This window comes from Methylocystis sp. JAN1 (genome assembly GCF_052186135.1).
In the GTDB taxonomy this organism is placed as follows: Bacteria; Pseudomonadota; Alphaproteobacteria; order Rhizobiales; family Beijerinckiaceae; genus Methylocystis.
The window spans coordinates 2,224,565-2,237,691 of sequence record NZ_CP181499.1 but is presented as its reverse complement, the minus strand read 5'-3'; the positions used below and the strand labels follow the sequence as shown (position 1 = coordinate 2,237,691).

General features: G+C 64.7%; 12 protein-coding genes. 8 read left to right on the top strand and 4 right to left on the bottom strand.

Annotated features, from left to right (window positions below):
- Position 1: 1 nt before the first annotated feature.
- The gene (locus tag ACNHKD_RS10570; protein ID WP_442753446.1) at positions 2–679 is read right to left on the bottom strand and encodes a hypothetical protein; all 678 of its coding nucleotides are present in this window, start codon (positions 677–679) and stop codon (positions 2–4) included.
- A 102-nt stretch (positions 680–781) separates the two neighbouring features.
- Here ACNHKD_RS10570 and ung point away from each other — a divergent pair, with 102 nt between their 5' ends.
- Entirely contained in the window at positions 782–1,450 is a 669-nt protein-coding gene (gene ung, locus ACNHKD_RS10565) for a uracil-DNA glycosylase (RefSeq protein ID WP_442753445.1), read from the top strand.
- Positions 1,451–1,530: 80 nt separating this feature from the next.
- Here the strand turns inward: ung and ACNHKD_RS10560 are convergent, their stop codons facing one another.
- Both ACNHKD_RS10560 and ACNHKD_RS10555 read right to left on the bottom strand, forming a co-directional pair.
- Positions 1,531–2,175: a glutathione S-transferase family protein gene (locus tag ACNHKD_RS10560; protein ID WP_442753444.1), complete on the bottom strand. Its 645-nt coding sequence runs from the start codon at positions 2,173–2,175 to the stop codon at positions 1,531–1,533.
- Between the two features lie 11 nt (positions 2,176–2,186).
- Positions 2,187–3,311, bottom strand: a complete 1,125-nt coding sequence (locus ACNHKD_RS10555; RefSeq protein WP_442753443.1) for a calcium:proton antiporter — start codon at positions 3,309–3,311, stop codon at positions 2,187–2,189.
- Positions 3,312–3,375: 64 nt separating this feature from the next.
- On the opposite strand from ACNHKD_RS10555, the gene ACNHKD_RS10550 reads away from it, so the two are divergent.
- From ACNHKD_RS10550 to ACNHKD_RS10525, 6 genes are all read left to right on the top strand, one after another.
- Positions 3,376–3,507, top strand: coding sequence for a hypothetical protein (locus ACNHKD_RS10550; RefSeq protein WP_442753442.1), 132 nt, complete (start codon positions 3,376–3,378; stop codon positions 3,505–3,507).
- Positions 3,508–3,557: 50 nt separating this feature from the next.
- The gene (gene uvrC / locus ACNHKD_RS10545; RefSeq protein ID WP_442753441.1) at positions 3,558–5,546 is read left to right on the top strand and encodes an excinuclease ABC subunit UvrC; all 1,989 of its coding nucleotides are present in this window, start codon (positions 3,558–3,560) and stop codon (positions 5,544–5,546) included.
- Between the two features lie 89 nt (positions 5,547–5,635).
- Entirely contained in the window at positions 5,636–7,003 is a 1,368-nt protein-coding gene (locus tag ACNHKD_RS10540; RefSeq protein ID WP_442753440.1) for a multicopper oxidase domain-containing protein, read from the top strand.
- Positions 7,004–7,213: 210 nt separating this feature from the next.
- Positions 7,214–8,080 (top strand): YihY/virulence factor BrkB family protein, encoded by an 867-nt coding sequence (locus tag ACNHKD_RS10535; RefSeq protein ID WP_442753439.1) that lies wholly within the window; start codon positions 7,214–7,216, stop codon positions 8,078–8,080.
- 83 nt (positions 8,081–8,163) lie between these two features.
- Positions 8,164–10,713, top strand: a complete 2,550-nt coding sequence (locus ACNHKD_RS10530) for a DNA translocase FtsK (RefSeq protein WP_442753438.1) — start codon at positions 8,164–8,166, stop codon at positions 10,711–10,713.
- A 206-nt stretch (positions 10,714–10,919) separates the two neighbouring features.
- Complete coding sequence (locus tag ACNHKD_RS10525; RefSeq protein ID WP_442753437.1) at positions 10,920–11,708, top strand: outer-membrane lipoprotein carrier protein LolA; 789 nt, start codon at positions 10,920–10,922, stop codon at positions 11,706–11,708.
- Between the two features lie 9 nt (positions 11,709–11,717).
- On the opposite strand, the gene scpB is transcribed toward ACNHKD_RS10525, so the two are convergent.
- A complete protein-coding gene (scpB, locus tag ACNHKD_RS10520; RefSeq protein WP_442753436.1) occupies positions 11,718–12,524 on the bottom strand; it encodes a methylmalonyl-CoA decarboxylase in 807 nt (268 codons plus the stop codon).
- Positions 12,525–12,727: 203 nt separating this feature from the next.
- On the opposite strand from scpB, the gene ACNHKD_RS10515 reads away from it, so the two are divergent.
- A complete protein-coding gene (locus tag ACNHKD_RS10515; protein WP_442753435.1) occupies positions 12,728–13,126 on the top strand; it encodes a hypothetical protein in 399 nt (132 codons plus the stop codon).
- Position 13,127: the final 1 nt, after the last annotated feature.

The window sequence follows — 13,127 nt, the reverse complement described above, 5'->3', positions numbered from 1 at the left end:
GCTACATGGAGCGAAGCAGGTCCTTCGCGATCCAAGCGACAGCCTTCGTCGCGAGCGTGCTGAGGATGAGGAGAGCAAGAGCGTAAGCGACAAAGAGCGCGGCTCCGAAAACGGGGCCCTTTCGGCTGACATCGACCAGCGCAGCGGCGCCCTCGAAAATCGAGTCTGACATCCTCGGCAGAAAGAAGCCGAGATAGGCGTCGCCCAGGCTGCGAAAGGCGCGGGAGACCAGGTCGTCGTTGAAATTACCCGCCAGCCCGCAATAATCTGCGTCGGAAGCCGGCCCGCACCCGCCGCCCAAGGGCGCCTTGAATTTCCGCGCCGTCGCTTTCACGGCGTCGGTCACCATAATCTCGTCCGCCGAGCGCCCCCTCAGGTTCGGGTTCCTGACAAGATCGCTGACATATTGAGCGTCGACGTTCTTATAATCGGCGAGAAGGCGCTTGATTTCCTCGTCGTATTTGCATCCGCGGTTCATCAGAAAGGTCGCATAGTCGTCCAGGTCGATCTTGCCGGAAAACAGATCGTCCTTTGTGTTGCAGACCACGCCGTAAGGAACGTAGCCTCCCAATGCGATCCCATAGCCGACGACATAGGGCGCCAAATACAGGCCCGCGCCCAACAGCAATACCCAGGCCAGCCCTTGCGCGAAATGCGTCTTGTATGCCTTCTCCGCCATGAACCCCTCCAGATCCCAATTGCCTAAACGCCGAGCCCAGGACCATGGTTGCAAAACGGCGGAGCAGCTTGCACTTTACCGCGCAGGAGACATCCATTCCCTATGACCAAACCCGTCCGCATCGACGAAAGCTGGAAAAAGCATCTCGCGACGGAGTTCGAGAAAGCCTATTTCACTGAGCTTCGGGAATTCGTGCGAAACGAATACGCCGCCGGCATGATCTATCCGCCGGCGGCGCAAATCTTCCGCGCCTTCGACGAATGCCCCTTCGACAGCGTGAAGGTCGTCATTCTCGGACAGGACCCTTATCACGGTCCCGGACAGGCGAACGGCCTCTGCTTTGCTGTGGGCGCCGATGTGCCGCCGCCGCCGTCGCTGCAAAATATCTTCAAGGAAATCGAGGCCGATCTCGGCCGGCCGGTCTCGCGCGACCCCGATCTCTCGCGCTGGGCGAAACAGGGCGTGCTGTTGTTGAACGCGACGCTCACCGTGCGCGCGTCGCAAGCGGGCTCCCATCAGAACAAGGGCTGGGAGCAATTCACCGACGCCGCCGTGCATGCGCTGTCGCGCGAGCGCGAAGGGATCGTCTTCATGCTCTGGGGCTCCTATGCGCGGCGCAAGGGCGCGGGCATCGACCGCAGGAAGCATCTCGTGCTGGAATGCGCGCATCCCTCGCCGCTTTCGGCGCATAACGGGTTTTTCGGGTGCAGGCATTTCTCGAAGGCGAACGAATATCTGACCGCGCACGGGCAGGCGTCGATCGAGTGGTGACGCGCGCGCAAGCGCGGCAGCCGCATCGCCCCTGCCCCGTCACTCCCCCGTCGCTGCAAGCGGGGCGCGGATTTTCAGCGTCACTCCCCCGTCGCCGCGGCGGCCTCATGAATCTTCAGCAGCTGCTTGTCCGTCTCGGTCACACGCGCGACCGACGGCCGCGAGCCGACGCGCTCGATATAGGCTGAAATCTCCGGCGTCGCCGGCACGAGGCGGAAGCCGGTGGTCCATCGCAGCGCCGTTCCCCAAAGAATGTCGGCGGCGGTGAACCGCGCGCCCAGAAGGTACGGGCCCACGGCGAGCTGTTTGCCGATGAGCGACATCACGCCGTCGAAATCGCCATAGGCGCTCATGCGCTTCGGCGGCTCATTCTTCATGTAGCGATCCATGATCGCCGGTTCGAAACCCGAACCGTAGAAGACGAGCCAGCGCAGATAAGGTCCTCGCAACGGATCGCCGATCTCGGGCGCGAGCTTCTTCTGCGCAAAGGCGTCGGCGAGATAGATGAAGACCGCGCCGAGCTCGGTGACCAGCGCCCCCTTGTGCACAATGGCGGGCACCTTCCTGAGCGGGTTGATTGCAAGATAGTCGGGCTGGCGCTGGGCGCCGATCTTGAAATTCACATCGCGCAACGTATAGGGCGCGTCGAGCTCCTCAAGCAGGATCAGAACGCTCGACGAACGCGTGTTCGGGGAATGGTAGAAGATAAGATCGGACTCGCTCATCGATTGCTCGCTCACCGCCCATAGGTCAAGGGCACGAATAGCAGGAAAACATATGTGGCGAACACGACGAGATGCACAAGCCCCGTAAGGACATTGGTTCGGCCCGCGCCGAAGCTGACGACCGATAGCATCAGCGTCAGCAGCAGCATGGCCGAATCGCGCTCGTTCAGGCCAAACATGATCTCGCGGTCGGTCGCGAGGCTCATCAGCGCCACCGCCGGCACGGTGAGCCCGATCGTCGCGACCACGGAGCCGAGCGCGCCATTGAGGCTTGTCTGCAACGCGTTGCGGCGCGCCGCGCGGATGGAGTTGAGAGATTCCGGCAACAGGACAAGCGCTGAGACGAGCGCCCCGGTTATCGGGTTTACCTCTTCAACGCCCGTCCATCTCAGCCCCTCCTCGAGCGCGGGGATCACGCGCTCCGCGAGGAGCGATACGCCAAGCAGGCTCGCGCCGAGGCCGACGGCGGAAAACAAGGTTTCGCCACGCGTCGGCTTCCCCTCGCCATGACCAAGCGCCGCAGCGTGAGCGTCCAGAAAATAGGAGCGATGCCGCACGGTCTGTATGAAGAGAAACGAAGCGTAAAGGAGCATTGAAAGCACGCTGACGAAGCCCAGTTGCGCCTGAGACAGCATCGAGCCCCGCGTAGACGTCGTGTAGTTCGGCAAAATCAGGGTGAGGATCGACAAGGCGATGAGTACGGCGAGATAGGCGCTCGCGCCCATCGGCTGGAGCTCCTGCTCGCCGTGCCGGAACCCGCCGAGCAGCAGGCACAGGCCGACGAGCCCGTTGCAGACGATCATGATGGCGGAAAACACCGCCTCCCGCGCTTCGGTCGGGTCGTCCGAACCATGCGAGATCATGGAGGCCATGATCGCGACTTCGATGACCGTCACGCAAATCGTGAGGACCAGCGTGCCGAGCGGCTCTCCAATCTTCGACCCGACAATCTCCGCATGTTGCAAGGTTGCGAAAACCGCGCCGATCAGCATGGCGCCGGCGAGTATCGGCGGGGCGACGGCGACGGCGGGGTCCATGTTCACGATCCACGTTTCCGCAGCCTTGAATACGCCCGCCAGTCCAAGCGCGAGCGCCGGAAAGACGACGCCGCCGACCGTGATCCTCCCCCCGTGCATCCTGCCCCCGCCCGCTCCCGACCGGGCGCAACTTTGGGGCTGAAGCAACGGAACCGCAAGCCTCGTGGCCCGGTCCGGCGCGCGAAACGCGGCGATCTTCTCCTGCCTGCCCATCCTCGTCCCGGCCAGGACCGCACAGCTGGGCGACAAGCATTTCGATGCGCGGCTCAAGGGCTGGCTCAAGGCGCCCGCCTGAGTTGTTCGCGGCTCTTTTCATCGCCGCGAACGGAGCATAAATCTGGGGCCATGACGCCTCCCCCCACAGCGCCGCGCGACCTCCCGCCCGAGGAGGACGAGGGCTTGGACGCCGCCGACGCGGCTACCGAGCCCGACGACGCGCCCACGCCGGAAGAAGACGCGCCGCAGACGCCAGAGAGCGTGAAGCGCGGCGTCGCAGTCATCAAGAAATATTGGAAGCATGCGCCGAACGGCCCCGGCGTCTATCGCATGATCGCCGAGAATGGCGAGGTGCTCTATGTCGGCAAGGCCAAGAATGTGCGCAAACGCGTCGCGAGCTATACGCGCCTGGCGGGCCATGTGAACCGCATCGCGCGCATGATCTCGGCCACCGCCTCCATGGTCTTCATCTCCGTGGAGACGGAAACCGAGGCGCTGCTGCTTGAAGCCAATCTCATCAAGCAGATGAAGCCCCGCTTCAACGTGCTGATGCGAGACGACAAGTCGTTTCCCTATATCCTCATCGCGCGCGACCACGAGGCGCCGCAAATCGCCAAGCATCGCGGCGCGCGCGCGCGCAAGGGCGATTATTTCGGACCCTTCGCCAGCGTCTGGGCGGTCAATCGCGCATTGAACGCGCTGGAGCGCGCCTTCCTGCTGCGCTCCTGCGCGCAGAGCTTTTACGACAACCGCACCCGGCCCTGCCTGCTCTACCAGATCAAGCGTTGCGCCGGCCCCTGCACCGGCGAGATCTCGATCGAGGATTACGCCGTGCTGGTGCAGGAGGCGCGCGATTTCCTTTCCGGCAAGAGCCGGAGCGTGCGCGAGCAGCTTGCGGCGGAGATGACGGAGGCGGCGGAAAAGCTCGAATTCGAGCGCGCGGCGCGGCTGCGCGACCGGATCTCGGCGCTTTCGGCGATACAGGGCGCGCAGGGGATCAATCCGCGCACGGTGGAAGAAGCGGACGTCTTCGCCATCGCCAAGGACGCAGGGCGTTTCTGCGTCGAGGCCTTTTTCTTTCGCGCCTACCAGAACTGGGGCAACCGTTCCTATTTCCCGCGCGCCGACGCCAGCCTGTCGGAATCGGAAGTGCTCGACTCCTTTCTTGCGCAATTCTACGACGAGCACCCTTCCGCGCGCTGCGTGCTGCTCTCGCACCCGATCGAAGACAGCGCGCTTCTGGAGGACGCGCTCTCCGCGAAGCTGCGCCGCAGCGTCGACGTCATCGCGCCGCAGCGCGGCGAGAAGCGCGAGCTCGTGGAGCATGCGCTCAGCAACGCCAGGCAAGCGCTGGGGCGCAAGCTGGCGGAAGACGCGAGCCAGCAGAGATTGCTCGCGGCGCTGGGCGAAGTTTTCGGTCTCCCCGCCGCGCCGCGCCGCGTCGAGGTTTACGACAACTCGCACACGGGCGGCTCGCAGGCGATCGGCGCGATGGTCGTCGCGGGGGCGTCCGGCTTCATGAAGGCGCATTACCGCACCTTCAATATCAGGAGCGCGGACATTACGCCCGGCGACGATTACGGCATGATGCGGGAAGTGCTGACGCGCCGCTTCGCGCGTCTCGCCAAAGATTCCGAGAAGGAGTCGGACCCCGAGGCCTTTCCAGCCAAGCCCGATCTCGTGCTGATCGATGGCGGGCGCGGGCAGTTCGACGTCGCGCGCGAGGTCTTGCGCGAGAGCGGCGTCGAGGGCGTAACCCTCGCCTCCATCGCCAAGGGGCGCGACCGCGACGCCGGGCGCGAGCAGTTTTTCATCGAGGGACGCGAACCCTTCCGCCTGCCGCCGCATGATCCCGCGCTTTATTTCGTGCAGCGCCTGCGCGACGAAGCCCACCGCTTCGCCATCGGCACGCATCGCGCGCGGCGCAAGAAAGAGTTCACCAAGAACCCGCTGGACGAGATCGCGGGGATCGGGCCGTCGCGCAAGCGCGCGCTGCTGCTCGCCTTCGGCTCCGCAAAAGCGGTCGCGCGCGCCGCGCTGTCGGATCTGGAAAAGGCGCCGGGAATCAACAAGGCGACGGCGCGGATGGTGTACGATCATTTTCAAAGGGGCGATTGACTGCTGCAGCGCGCTTTCCTTCACCCGGCAGAGCGCCTAATTATCGGAGGCGCCCGCGTTCTACCGCCTCGCGGGAGCAGGCCTGGCCCATGAAACAATTAAACGTCCTTCTTTTCTGTTTGACTTTCCTGTCCGCGCTCGCCTTGGGGCCGGCCTCTTTCGCGGAGCGCCAGCACGCCATGGCGGCCGCCAGCGTCGTCTACACCTTGCGCACGGGCATCGCCGAAGGCCGGATGGTTTTCCTCGGCTCCGGCGGCGAGATCGACGGCAAGGTCAATCCCGATCTGGTTTTCCACCAAGGCGAAAGAGCGCAGATTAACCTCGTGAATGGCGAAGGCGCCGAACACGACATCGTGATCGAGTTCTACGACGTTCGCTCAAACCACGTGGTCGGCAAAGGCGCCAGCAGCACGACGTCTTTCGTCGCCGACAAAACCGGCTCCTTTCCTTATTATTGCTCGGTTCCGGGACATCGCGACGCGGGCATGCTCGGCAGGGTCAAAGTAGAGCCGGGGCCGCGAGGCAAGATTGCGCTCATCGCGCCGGATGTGTCGCGCGATCCATCCGACTTGCCCCCGCCGATCCATATGCGACCGCCGCGCAAGCTTCGCGTCGATCTCACGACCATAGAGATGCAAGGCCGGCTGGACGACAAGACGAAATATCCATTCTGGACCTTTAACGGAAAGATTCCTGGCCCGTTCATCAGGGCGCGTGTGGGCGACACGCTTGAGGTCCACATGAACAACGCCCCGAGCAGCGTGTTGGCGCATTCGGTCGATTTCCATGGCGCAATCGCCCCGGGCGGCGGCGCGCAAGACACGCAGGCATATCCAGGAGAAGAGAAGACCTTTACTTTCAAGGCGCTCGTCCCCGGCCTCTTCGTCTATCATTGCGCGACGCCCAGCGCCGCCGACCACGTCGCCAACGGCATGTATGGGCTCCTGCTGATCGAGCCGGAGGGCGGACTGCCTGAAGTGGATCGCGAATTCTACGTTATGCAGGGTGAGCTCTACACGACGAAGCCCTTCGGGACGGAAGGCCAGCAGGAGGCCGATTATGAAAGGCTCATGGCGGAGCGCCCAAGCTATTTCGTCTTCAACGGCGCCGTGGGCGCGTTGACGAAAGAGCACCCGCTTCGCGCGGCGCCGGGGGAAAGCGTCCGCATCTTCTTCGGGGTCGGGGGCCCGAACTTCGGCTCTTCCTTCCATGTGATCGGACAGATTTTCAACCGCGTGAGAGAAGGCGCAGGCCTCGCCGCCCGGTTAAGAGACGAGCAGACGGTCGCCGTTCCGCCCGGTGGAGCCGCGGTCTTCGAACTCGATCTGAATCGGGCTGGCCACTATGTCCTCGTCGATCACGCCCTCTCGCGAATGGAGCTCGGCCTTGTCGGCGACCTCATTGTCGAGGGGCCGGACCAGGATGCGCAAATTCACGAGCGCCGGCCGCGTAGGTGACAAGGCGCGCCCGCCAAGGCCCGGCAAGAGCCGCGCCTTTTCTTCGCCTGGCGGCTTGCATGGGCCCGGACAGCAGACGCGGCGACAACCCGGCGCTCTCTCGAGGATGAGCGGCGCTCTGCGCCAAGGCGCTGTCACCGGCGGAACTGTTGAAGACGACGGCGTCGCCCAGGTGGCGCCGCTGGGCAACCCCCGCTACCTTTGCGCTCCATGCCTTTCATCCGCATCCTTTTCGACGCCTATCAGAAGTTCAACCGCGACGACGGCTGGGCCATCGCCAGCCATATCGCGCTCTCCATCCTCACCTCGCTGTTTCCCTTTCTGATTTTCCTTACCGCGCTCGCCTCCTTTTTCGGCCTGCAAGAAGAGGCGGACGCCGCGACTAAGCTCATTTTCGAGAACTGGCCGCCAAGCGTCGCCAAGCCCATCGCTGCGGAGATCAAAAATGTCCTGACACAACCGCGCGGCGGGCTCCTGACCGTCGGCGCCGTGCTCTCGATCTATTTCTCCTCCAACGGTGTGGAGGCGCTGCGCGTCGCGCTCAACCGCGCCTATGACATTCGAGACACGCGACCCTGGTGGCTGCTGCGGCTGGAGTCGATTCTCTATATCTTCCTCGGCGCGGCCTCGCTCCTCGCCATCGCCTTTTTAATGGTGCTGGCGCCGCTCGCGATCGCGATGGCGGAAAAGCACCTGCCGGGCCTTATGCGTGAGATCGAGCCGCAACTCGCTTCGCTCTACGCCCCCATCCGCTACGGCGTAACCTCCTCGGTCGTCGGCGTCGCGGTGCTCGCCGCCCATCTATTGCTGCCGGCGGGACGCCCGCCCTTTCTCAACCTCGCGCCGGGCTTCGCGCTCACCCTTTTCGCCTCGCTCGCCTTCGGCGGGGGCTTCGGCGCCTATCTCGCGAAGTTTGCAGGCAATTATGTCTCAACCTATGCGGGCCTCGCCTCGATCATGATCGCCATCGTCTTCCTGCAGACGCTCGCCGTAATCTTCATTTTCGGGGCGGAATTAAACCAGGCGATCGCCAAGCCGGACGAACGAGCGGGCGAGCGGCAGCCGGGCCAGGGTTAAGCGCCCCTTAACCGAGCTTTTTTACCCTGCCCAAGAGTCGGCGCGCCCTAACGGCTGCGCCGCGCCAGCGGACTCTTTTTCACATGCGCAGCCATCGATTTGGTCACTATTCCGAACAGGTCCGCGAGTTCTCGGCCCGCCGCTTCGCCGAAGCTATCGGCGCGACGATGGTCGCGAGCGCGGGAGCGACGACGCTGGCGCTCGTGAGCTGGTCGGCGCACGACCCGTCCCTTAACCATGCAACCGGCGGCCATGTCCGCAATGTGCTGGGCCATCCCGGCGCGGTGGTGGCCGATCTCCTGATGCAGCTCGTGGGCTTCGGCGCCATCGCAGCCATCGTGCCGCTGGCCGTCCAAGGCATGCGCATGATCAAGCGCCGCCGCATCGAGCGCGCGACGCTACGCCTAGGCCTCTGGGTCGCCGGCATATTCGCCACCGCCGCCACGGCGTCGCTGCTGCCCGCCACCGATCGCTGGCCGCTGCCGACAGGCCTCGGCGGCGTCGCGGGCGACGCCATTCTCGCCGTGCCGCGCACGATCTTCGCGGGCTCGGGCGTCGTCATGGCGATCTTCGGTCTCGCGGCCGCCTTTGTCGCCATCCTCTCCGTGAGCGGCGCCGCTGGGCTTGGCTTCGAGTCCGCGAACGACATCCGCGAGGCCGCCTTTGAGGAGGAAGAGGAGGACGTGCGCGCGCCCTATGGCGGCGACGACGACGACGACCGCGCGGGCGAGCCGGGCTTCGCGTTGATCTCTTTGGGCGCGCTGATCCATCTTTGGCTCACGCTGAAAGGCGGCGCCCTGCGCCTGTTCGATCGCCTGAAGCGTCGCGCCGCGACGCCCGTCGAACATGCGCCCACGCCTGCCTATCCCCGCCGGGAGCCGATTTTCGACGGCGAGGACAGTTATATGACCTATGCGCCCCGCCGGGCGCGCAATCTCGACATGGCGGACGAAGAGGGCCCGCGCCCCATTGACGCGCCGCCGGCCGGGGCCGGCGCTTCGGCGAGCGCCGCAGCGGCTTCCGCTTCCGCTCCCGCGCGCCGCGTGACCCGCCAGCCCATGCGCCAACCGGCGCCCGTCTCGTCGGAAATATATGAATATCCGGACCCCGGCCTGCTGGCGGAGCCGAAAAAGCCGGCGGCCGGCGTAAAGATTTCCGAGGACATTCTCGAATCCAACGCCCGCGTTCTCGAAGGCGTGCTCGAAGACTTCTCGGTGCGCGGCGAGATCATCAATGTCCGCCCCGGCCCCGTCGTCACGCTCTACGAGCTGGAGCCCGCGCCCGGCATCAAGTCATCGCGCGTCATCGGCCTCGCCGACGACATCGCCCGCTCCATGTCGGCGGTCTCGGCCCGCGTGGCCGTCGTACCGGGCCGCAACGCCATCGGCATCGAGCTTCCCAACCAGCGTCGCGAGACGGTCTATCTGCGCGAGCTGGTCGCGAGCGAGGATTTCATCCGCTCAAACCACAAGCTCGCCATCGCGCTCGGCAAGACGATCGGCGGCGAGCCGGTGATCGTCGATCTCGCCCGCATGCCGCATCTGCTCGTCGCCGGCACAACCGGCTCCGGCAAGTCGGTCGCCATCAACACCATGATCCTGTCGCTGCTCTACCGGCTGAAGCCGGAAGAGTGCCGCCTCATCATGGTGGACCCGAAGATGCTGGAGCTTTCGGTTTACGACAACATTCCTCACCTTCTCACGCCCGTCGTCACCGATCCCAAAAAGGCGGTTGTCGCGCTCAAATGGGCCGTGCGCGAGATGGAGGACCGCTACAAGAAGATGTCGAAGGTCGGCGTCCGCAACATCGACGGCTACAACGCCCGCGTCGCCGAGGCGCAGGCCAAGGGCGAGACCATCACCCGCACCGTGCAGACGGGCTTCGACCGCGAGACGGGCGAAGCGATCTTCGAGCATGAGGAGATGGACCTCTCCGCCCTGCCCTATATCGTCGTCATCGTCGACGAGATGGCGGACCTCATGCTCGTCGCCGGCAAGGACATCGAGGGCGCGATCCAGCGCCTCGCGCAGATGGCCCGCGCCGCCGGCATCCATCTCATCATGGCGACGCAGCGCCCCTCGGTCGACGTCATCACCGGCACGATCAAGGCGAACTTCCCCACCCGCATCTCCTTCCAGGTGACGTCGAAGATCGACAGCCGCACCATTCTCGGCGAACAGGGCGCGGAGCAGCTCCTCGGCCAGGGCGACATGCTCTATATGGCGGGCGGCGGCCGTATCTCGCGCGTGCACGGTCCCTTCGTGTCGGACGCCGAAGTCGAGCATGTCGTCGCACATCTCAAGGCCCAGGGGGCGCCCCAATATCTGGAAAGCATCACGTCGGAAGAGGACGAGATGGGCGACGAGGGCGACGCGCCGGCGCCGGGCTCGATGGACGCGGAGGAAGGCGGCGACCTTTACGACCGCGCCGTCGCCATTGTGCTGCGCGACAAGAAGTGCTCGACGAGCTACATCCAGCGCCGCCTCTCCGTCGGCTACAACAAGGCCGCCTCGCTTGTGGAGCGCATGGAAAAGGAGGGCGTGGTCAGCGCGCCGAACCATGCGGGCAAGCGTGAGATCCTAGTTGGCGGCGGGATTGATCGGGGGGCGTTTGACATCGAGGCGGCGGAGTAACCGGCCTCGGCCGCGCCGCCTGGAGCGCGCTGCGAAAAACGGGCAACCGGTTTCGCGTGGAGCGGGCTCTAACCCTCTTGGGCGCGCGCTTCCTCTCTCGCGGCGGTAATGCGGGCAGCCGGCGCGCAGGTCGAGGGGATCGCGCCCCCAATTCGCCAACTTGTGTTACCAAGACGGCGCAGAGCCCTTCGAATCGGATTAGCGCCGTGAAACACACGCCCCTCGCCGCCCTCGCCCTCGCATTTGCGCTCGTCGCGCCGGCCGTCGCCGAGGAGCCCAAGAAGGAGCCCGCCCCGGCCGCGGAGGCCAAACCGGCCGCGACGACGCCCGCTCCGGCTCCGGCGGACGCCAAACCTGCCGAAGGCAAGCCCGCCAAGGGCAAAAAGGGCGCAAAACCGGCTCCCGCCGCCGCCAAGAACGCCGATCCGGTGCAGCTCGCGAACCCGGCCGCCCCCGCCGAACAGCCGAAGCCGCTCAACCGCGAGGAGGCCATCAAGCGGGCCAACGCCTTCTTCAACGCCTCGCCGGTGATGACGGCCGACTTCGTGCAGATCGGCGCCGACGGCAAGCGCTCGGAGGGCAAGCTGCATGTGCAGCGCGCTGGCCGCGTCCGCTTCGAATACGCCCAGCCCGCGACGATGGAAGTTGTCGCGGACGGCGCGCAGGTCGCGATCCGCGACCGCAAGCTCGGAACGCAGGACCTCTATTTCATCAATCAGACGCCGCTCAAATTCCTGATGAAGGAAAAGATCGACCTCGAAAAGGACGTGACCGTGCAGGACGTCCAGATCGACGATTCGGGCGTCACGATTTTCATCGAAGACAAGGCGACCTTCGGCGGCACCTCGCATCTCAAGCTCATTTTCGATCCCAAGACCTTCAAGTTGAAGCAGTGGCAGGTGAAGGACCCGCAGGGCTACGAAACGCTGATCACGCTTTTCAACATCGACCAGACGAAGACGCCGGACGCCGCGCTCTTCAAGATCACCAAATAATCGCGCCCTTCACTCGCCTTTGAAGACCGGCGCGCGCTTTTCGAGGAAGGCCGCGACGCCCTCTTTGTAATCGGCGCTCTCATAGGCCCGGCGGCGCGTCTCCTGGACGCGCTCGAAGACCTGCGCGGCGATCGGCTGGTAGTCGCTCAAAATGTGAAGCTGCTCCTTGATCGCCGCCATGGCGAGCGGCGCCTTGGCCGCCATCTTCTGCGCGAGCGCCATCGTATGCGCTTCGAGCTCCGCCGCCGGCACGAGATGGTTGATGATTCCCCATTCGAGCGCCGTGTCGGCATTGGCCGGCGCGGCGGTGAAGAAAAGCTCCTTGATGACGTTCACCCGCAGCCTGCCCATGAAATGTAGAAGGCCGGTCATGTTATAGGGAAGGCCGAGATTGACGGGCGTGATGGCGAAGGTCGCGGTGTCGTCGGCGATCACCAGATCGCAGCTCAAAACGAGATCGAAGGCCCCGCCCCATACCGAGCCGTGCACCATCGCAACCACGGGTCCCGGAAAGCCGCGGATCGCGCGAAGCGTCTCCTCCAGCGGGTCGGCGTAGCTCAACGGGTCGCGGCCGGCCATTGGCAGGTCGCCGATGTCGTGGCCGGCGGACCAGACTTTCACCTCCGCGGGCGCGCGCAGGACGACGACGCGGATTTTTAGCGCCGAGAAGCGCGCGAACGCGTCTGTCAGTTCGCGCATCAAACGGCGGCTGAGCGCATTGCGCTTGGCCTGATTCTGGAGGGTGATGACGCCGATGAATCCGTCGACCGAGACGGAGACCAGACCGGAGGCTTCTGTCGCGTTGCTCTCGCCCATCGCGGCGCTCCAAAGGATCTTGCGCACGCGTGAACGATACCCGTTTCAAAGCGTGACGACAGAAGGGTCGCGGCGGAGCCTTAACGCCGGGTCAACGCCCGCCCGCCATTTCGCTGAAGGTCCGATCCAGTAATCTTTTCCGAACGCAATGGTGGTAGATTCGCGCTTGCTTGATTTCGACACGGGTCAATTGGAGACAAGCCATGAAAAAGGCGGCCATCTCTCTCGCGCTGATGCTGGCCTCGAATGTCGCGGAAGCCGGCGTCGTTTCGGTGGCGACTCGCCCGATTGAGATGGGCGGCGGCGCGAGCTGGCTGATGTTCGCCTACGACGAATCCGGCGCCGCCTGGATCGAAGAGAGAGATACGAACGGTTATACGAGCGGCGACTGGACGACCTACCCCAAATTCCCGCTCGATAGGCTCCGCTTCGATCCGGCCAGCGGACAGATCCTCTTCGGCCGCATCGTTTGCGCCCATGTCGTGCCGATGGCGGCGGGGACCAGCGTCGTCAATACAGGCCGCTGCATTCTGCGCTCATCCATCCGCGACCTGGGCCCCGACGGCCCGCGTCTGGAGACGATCACGATGGATGTTCGTTAGC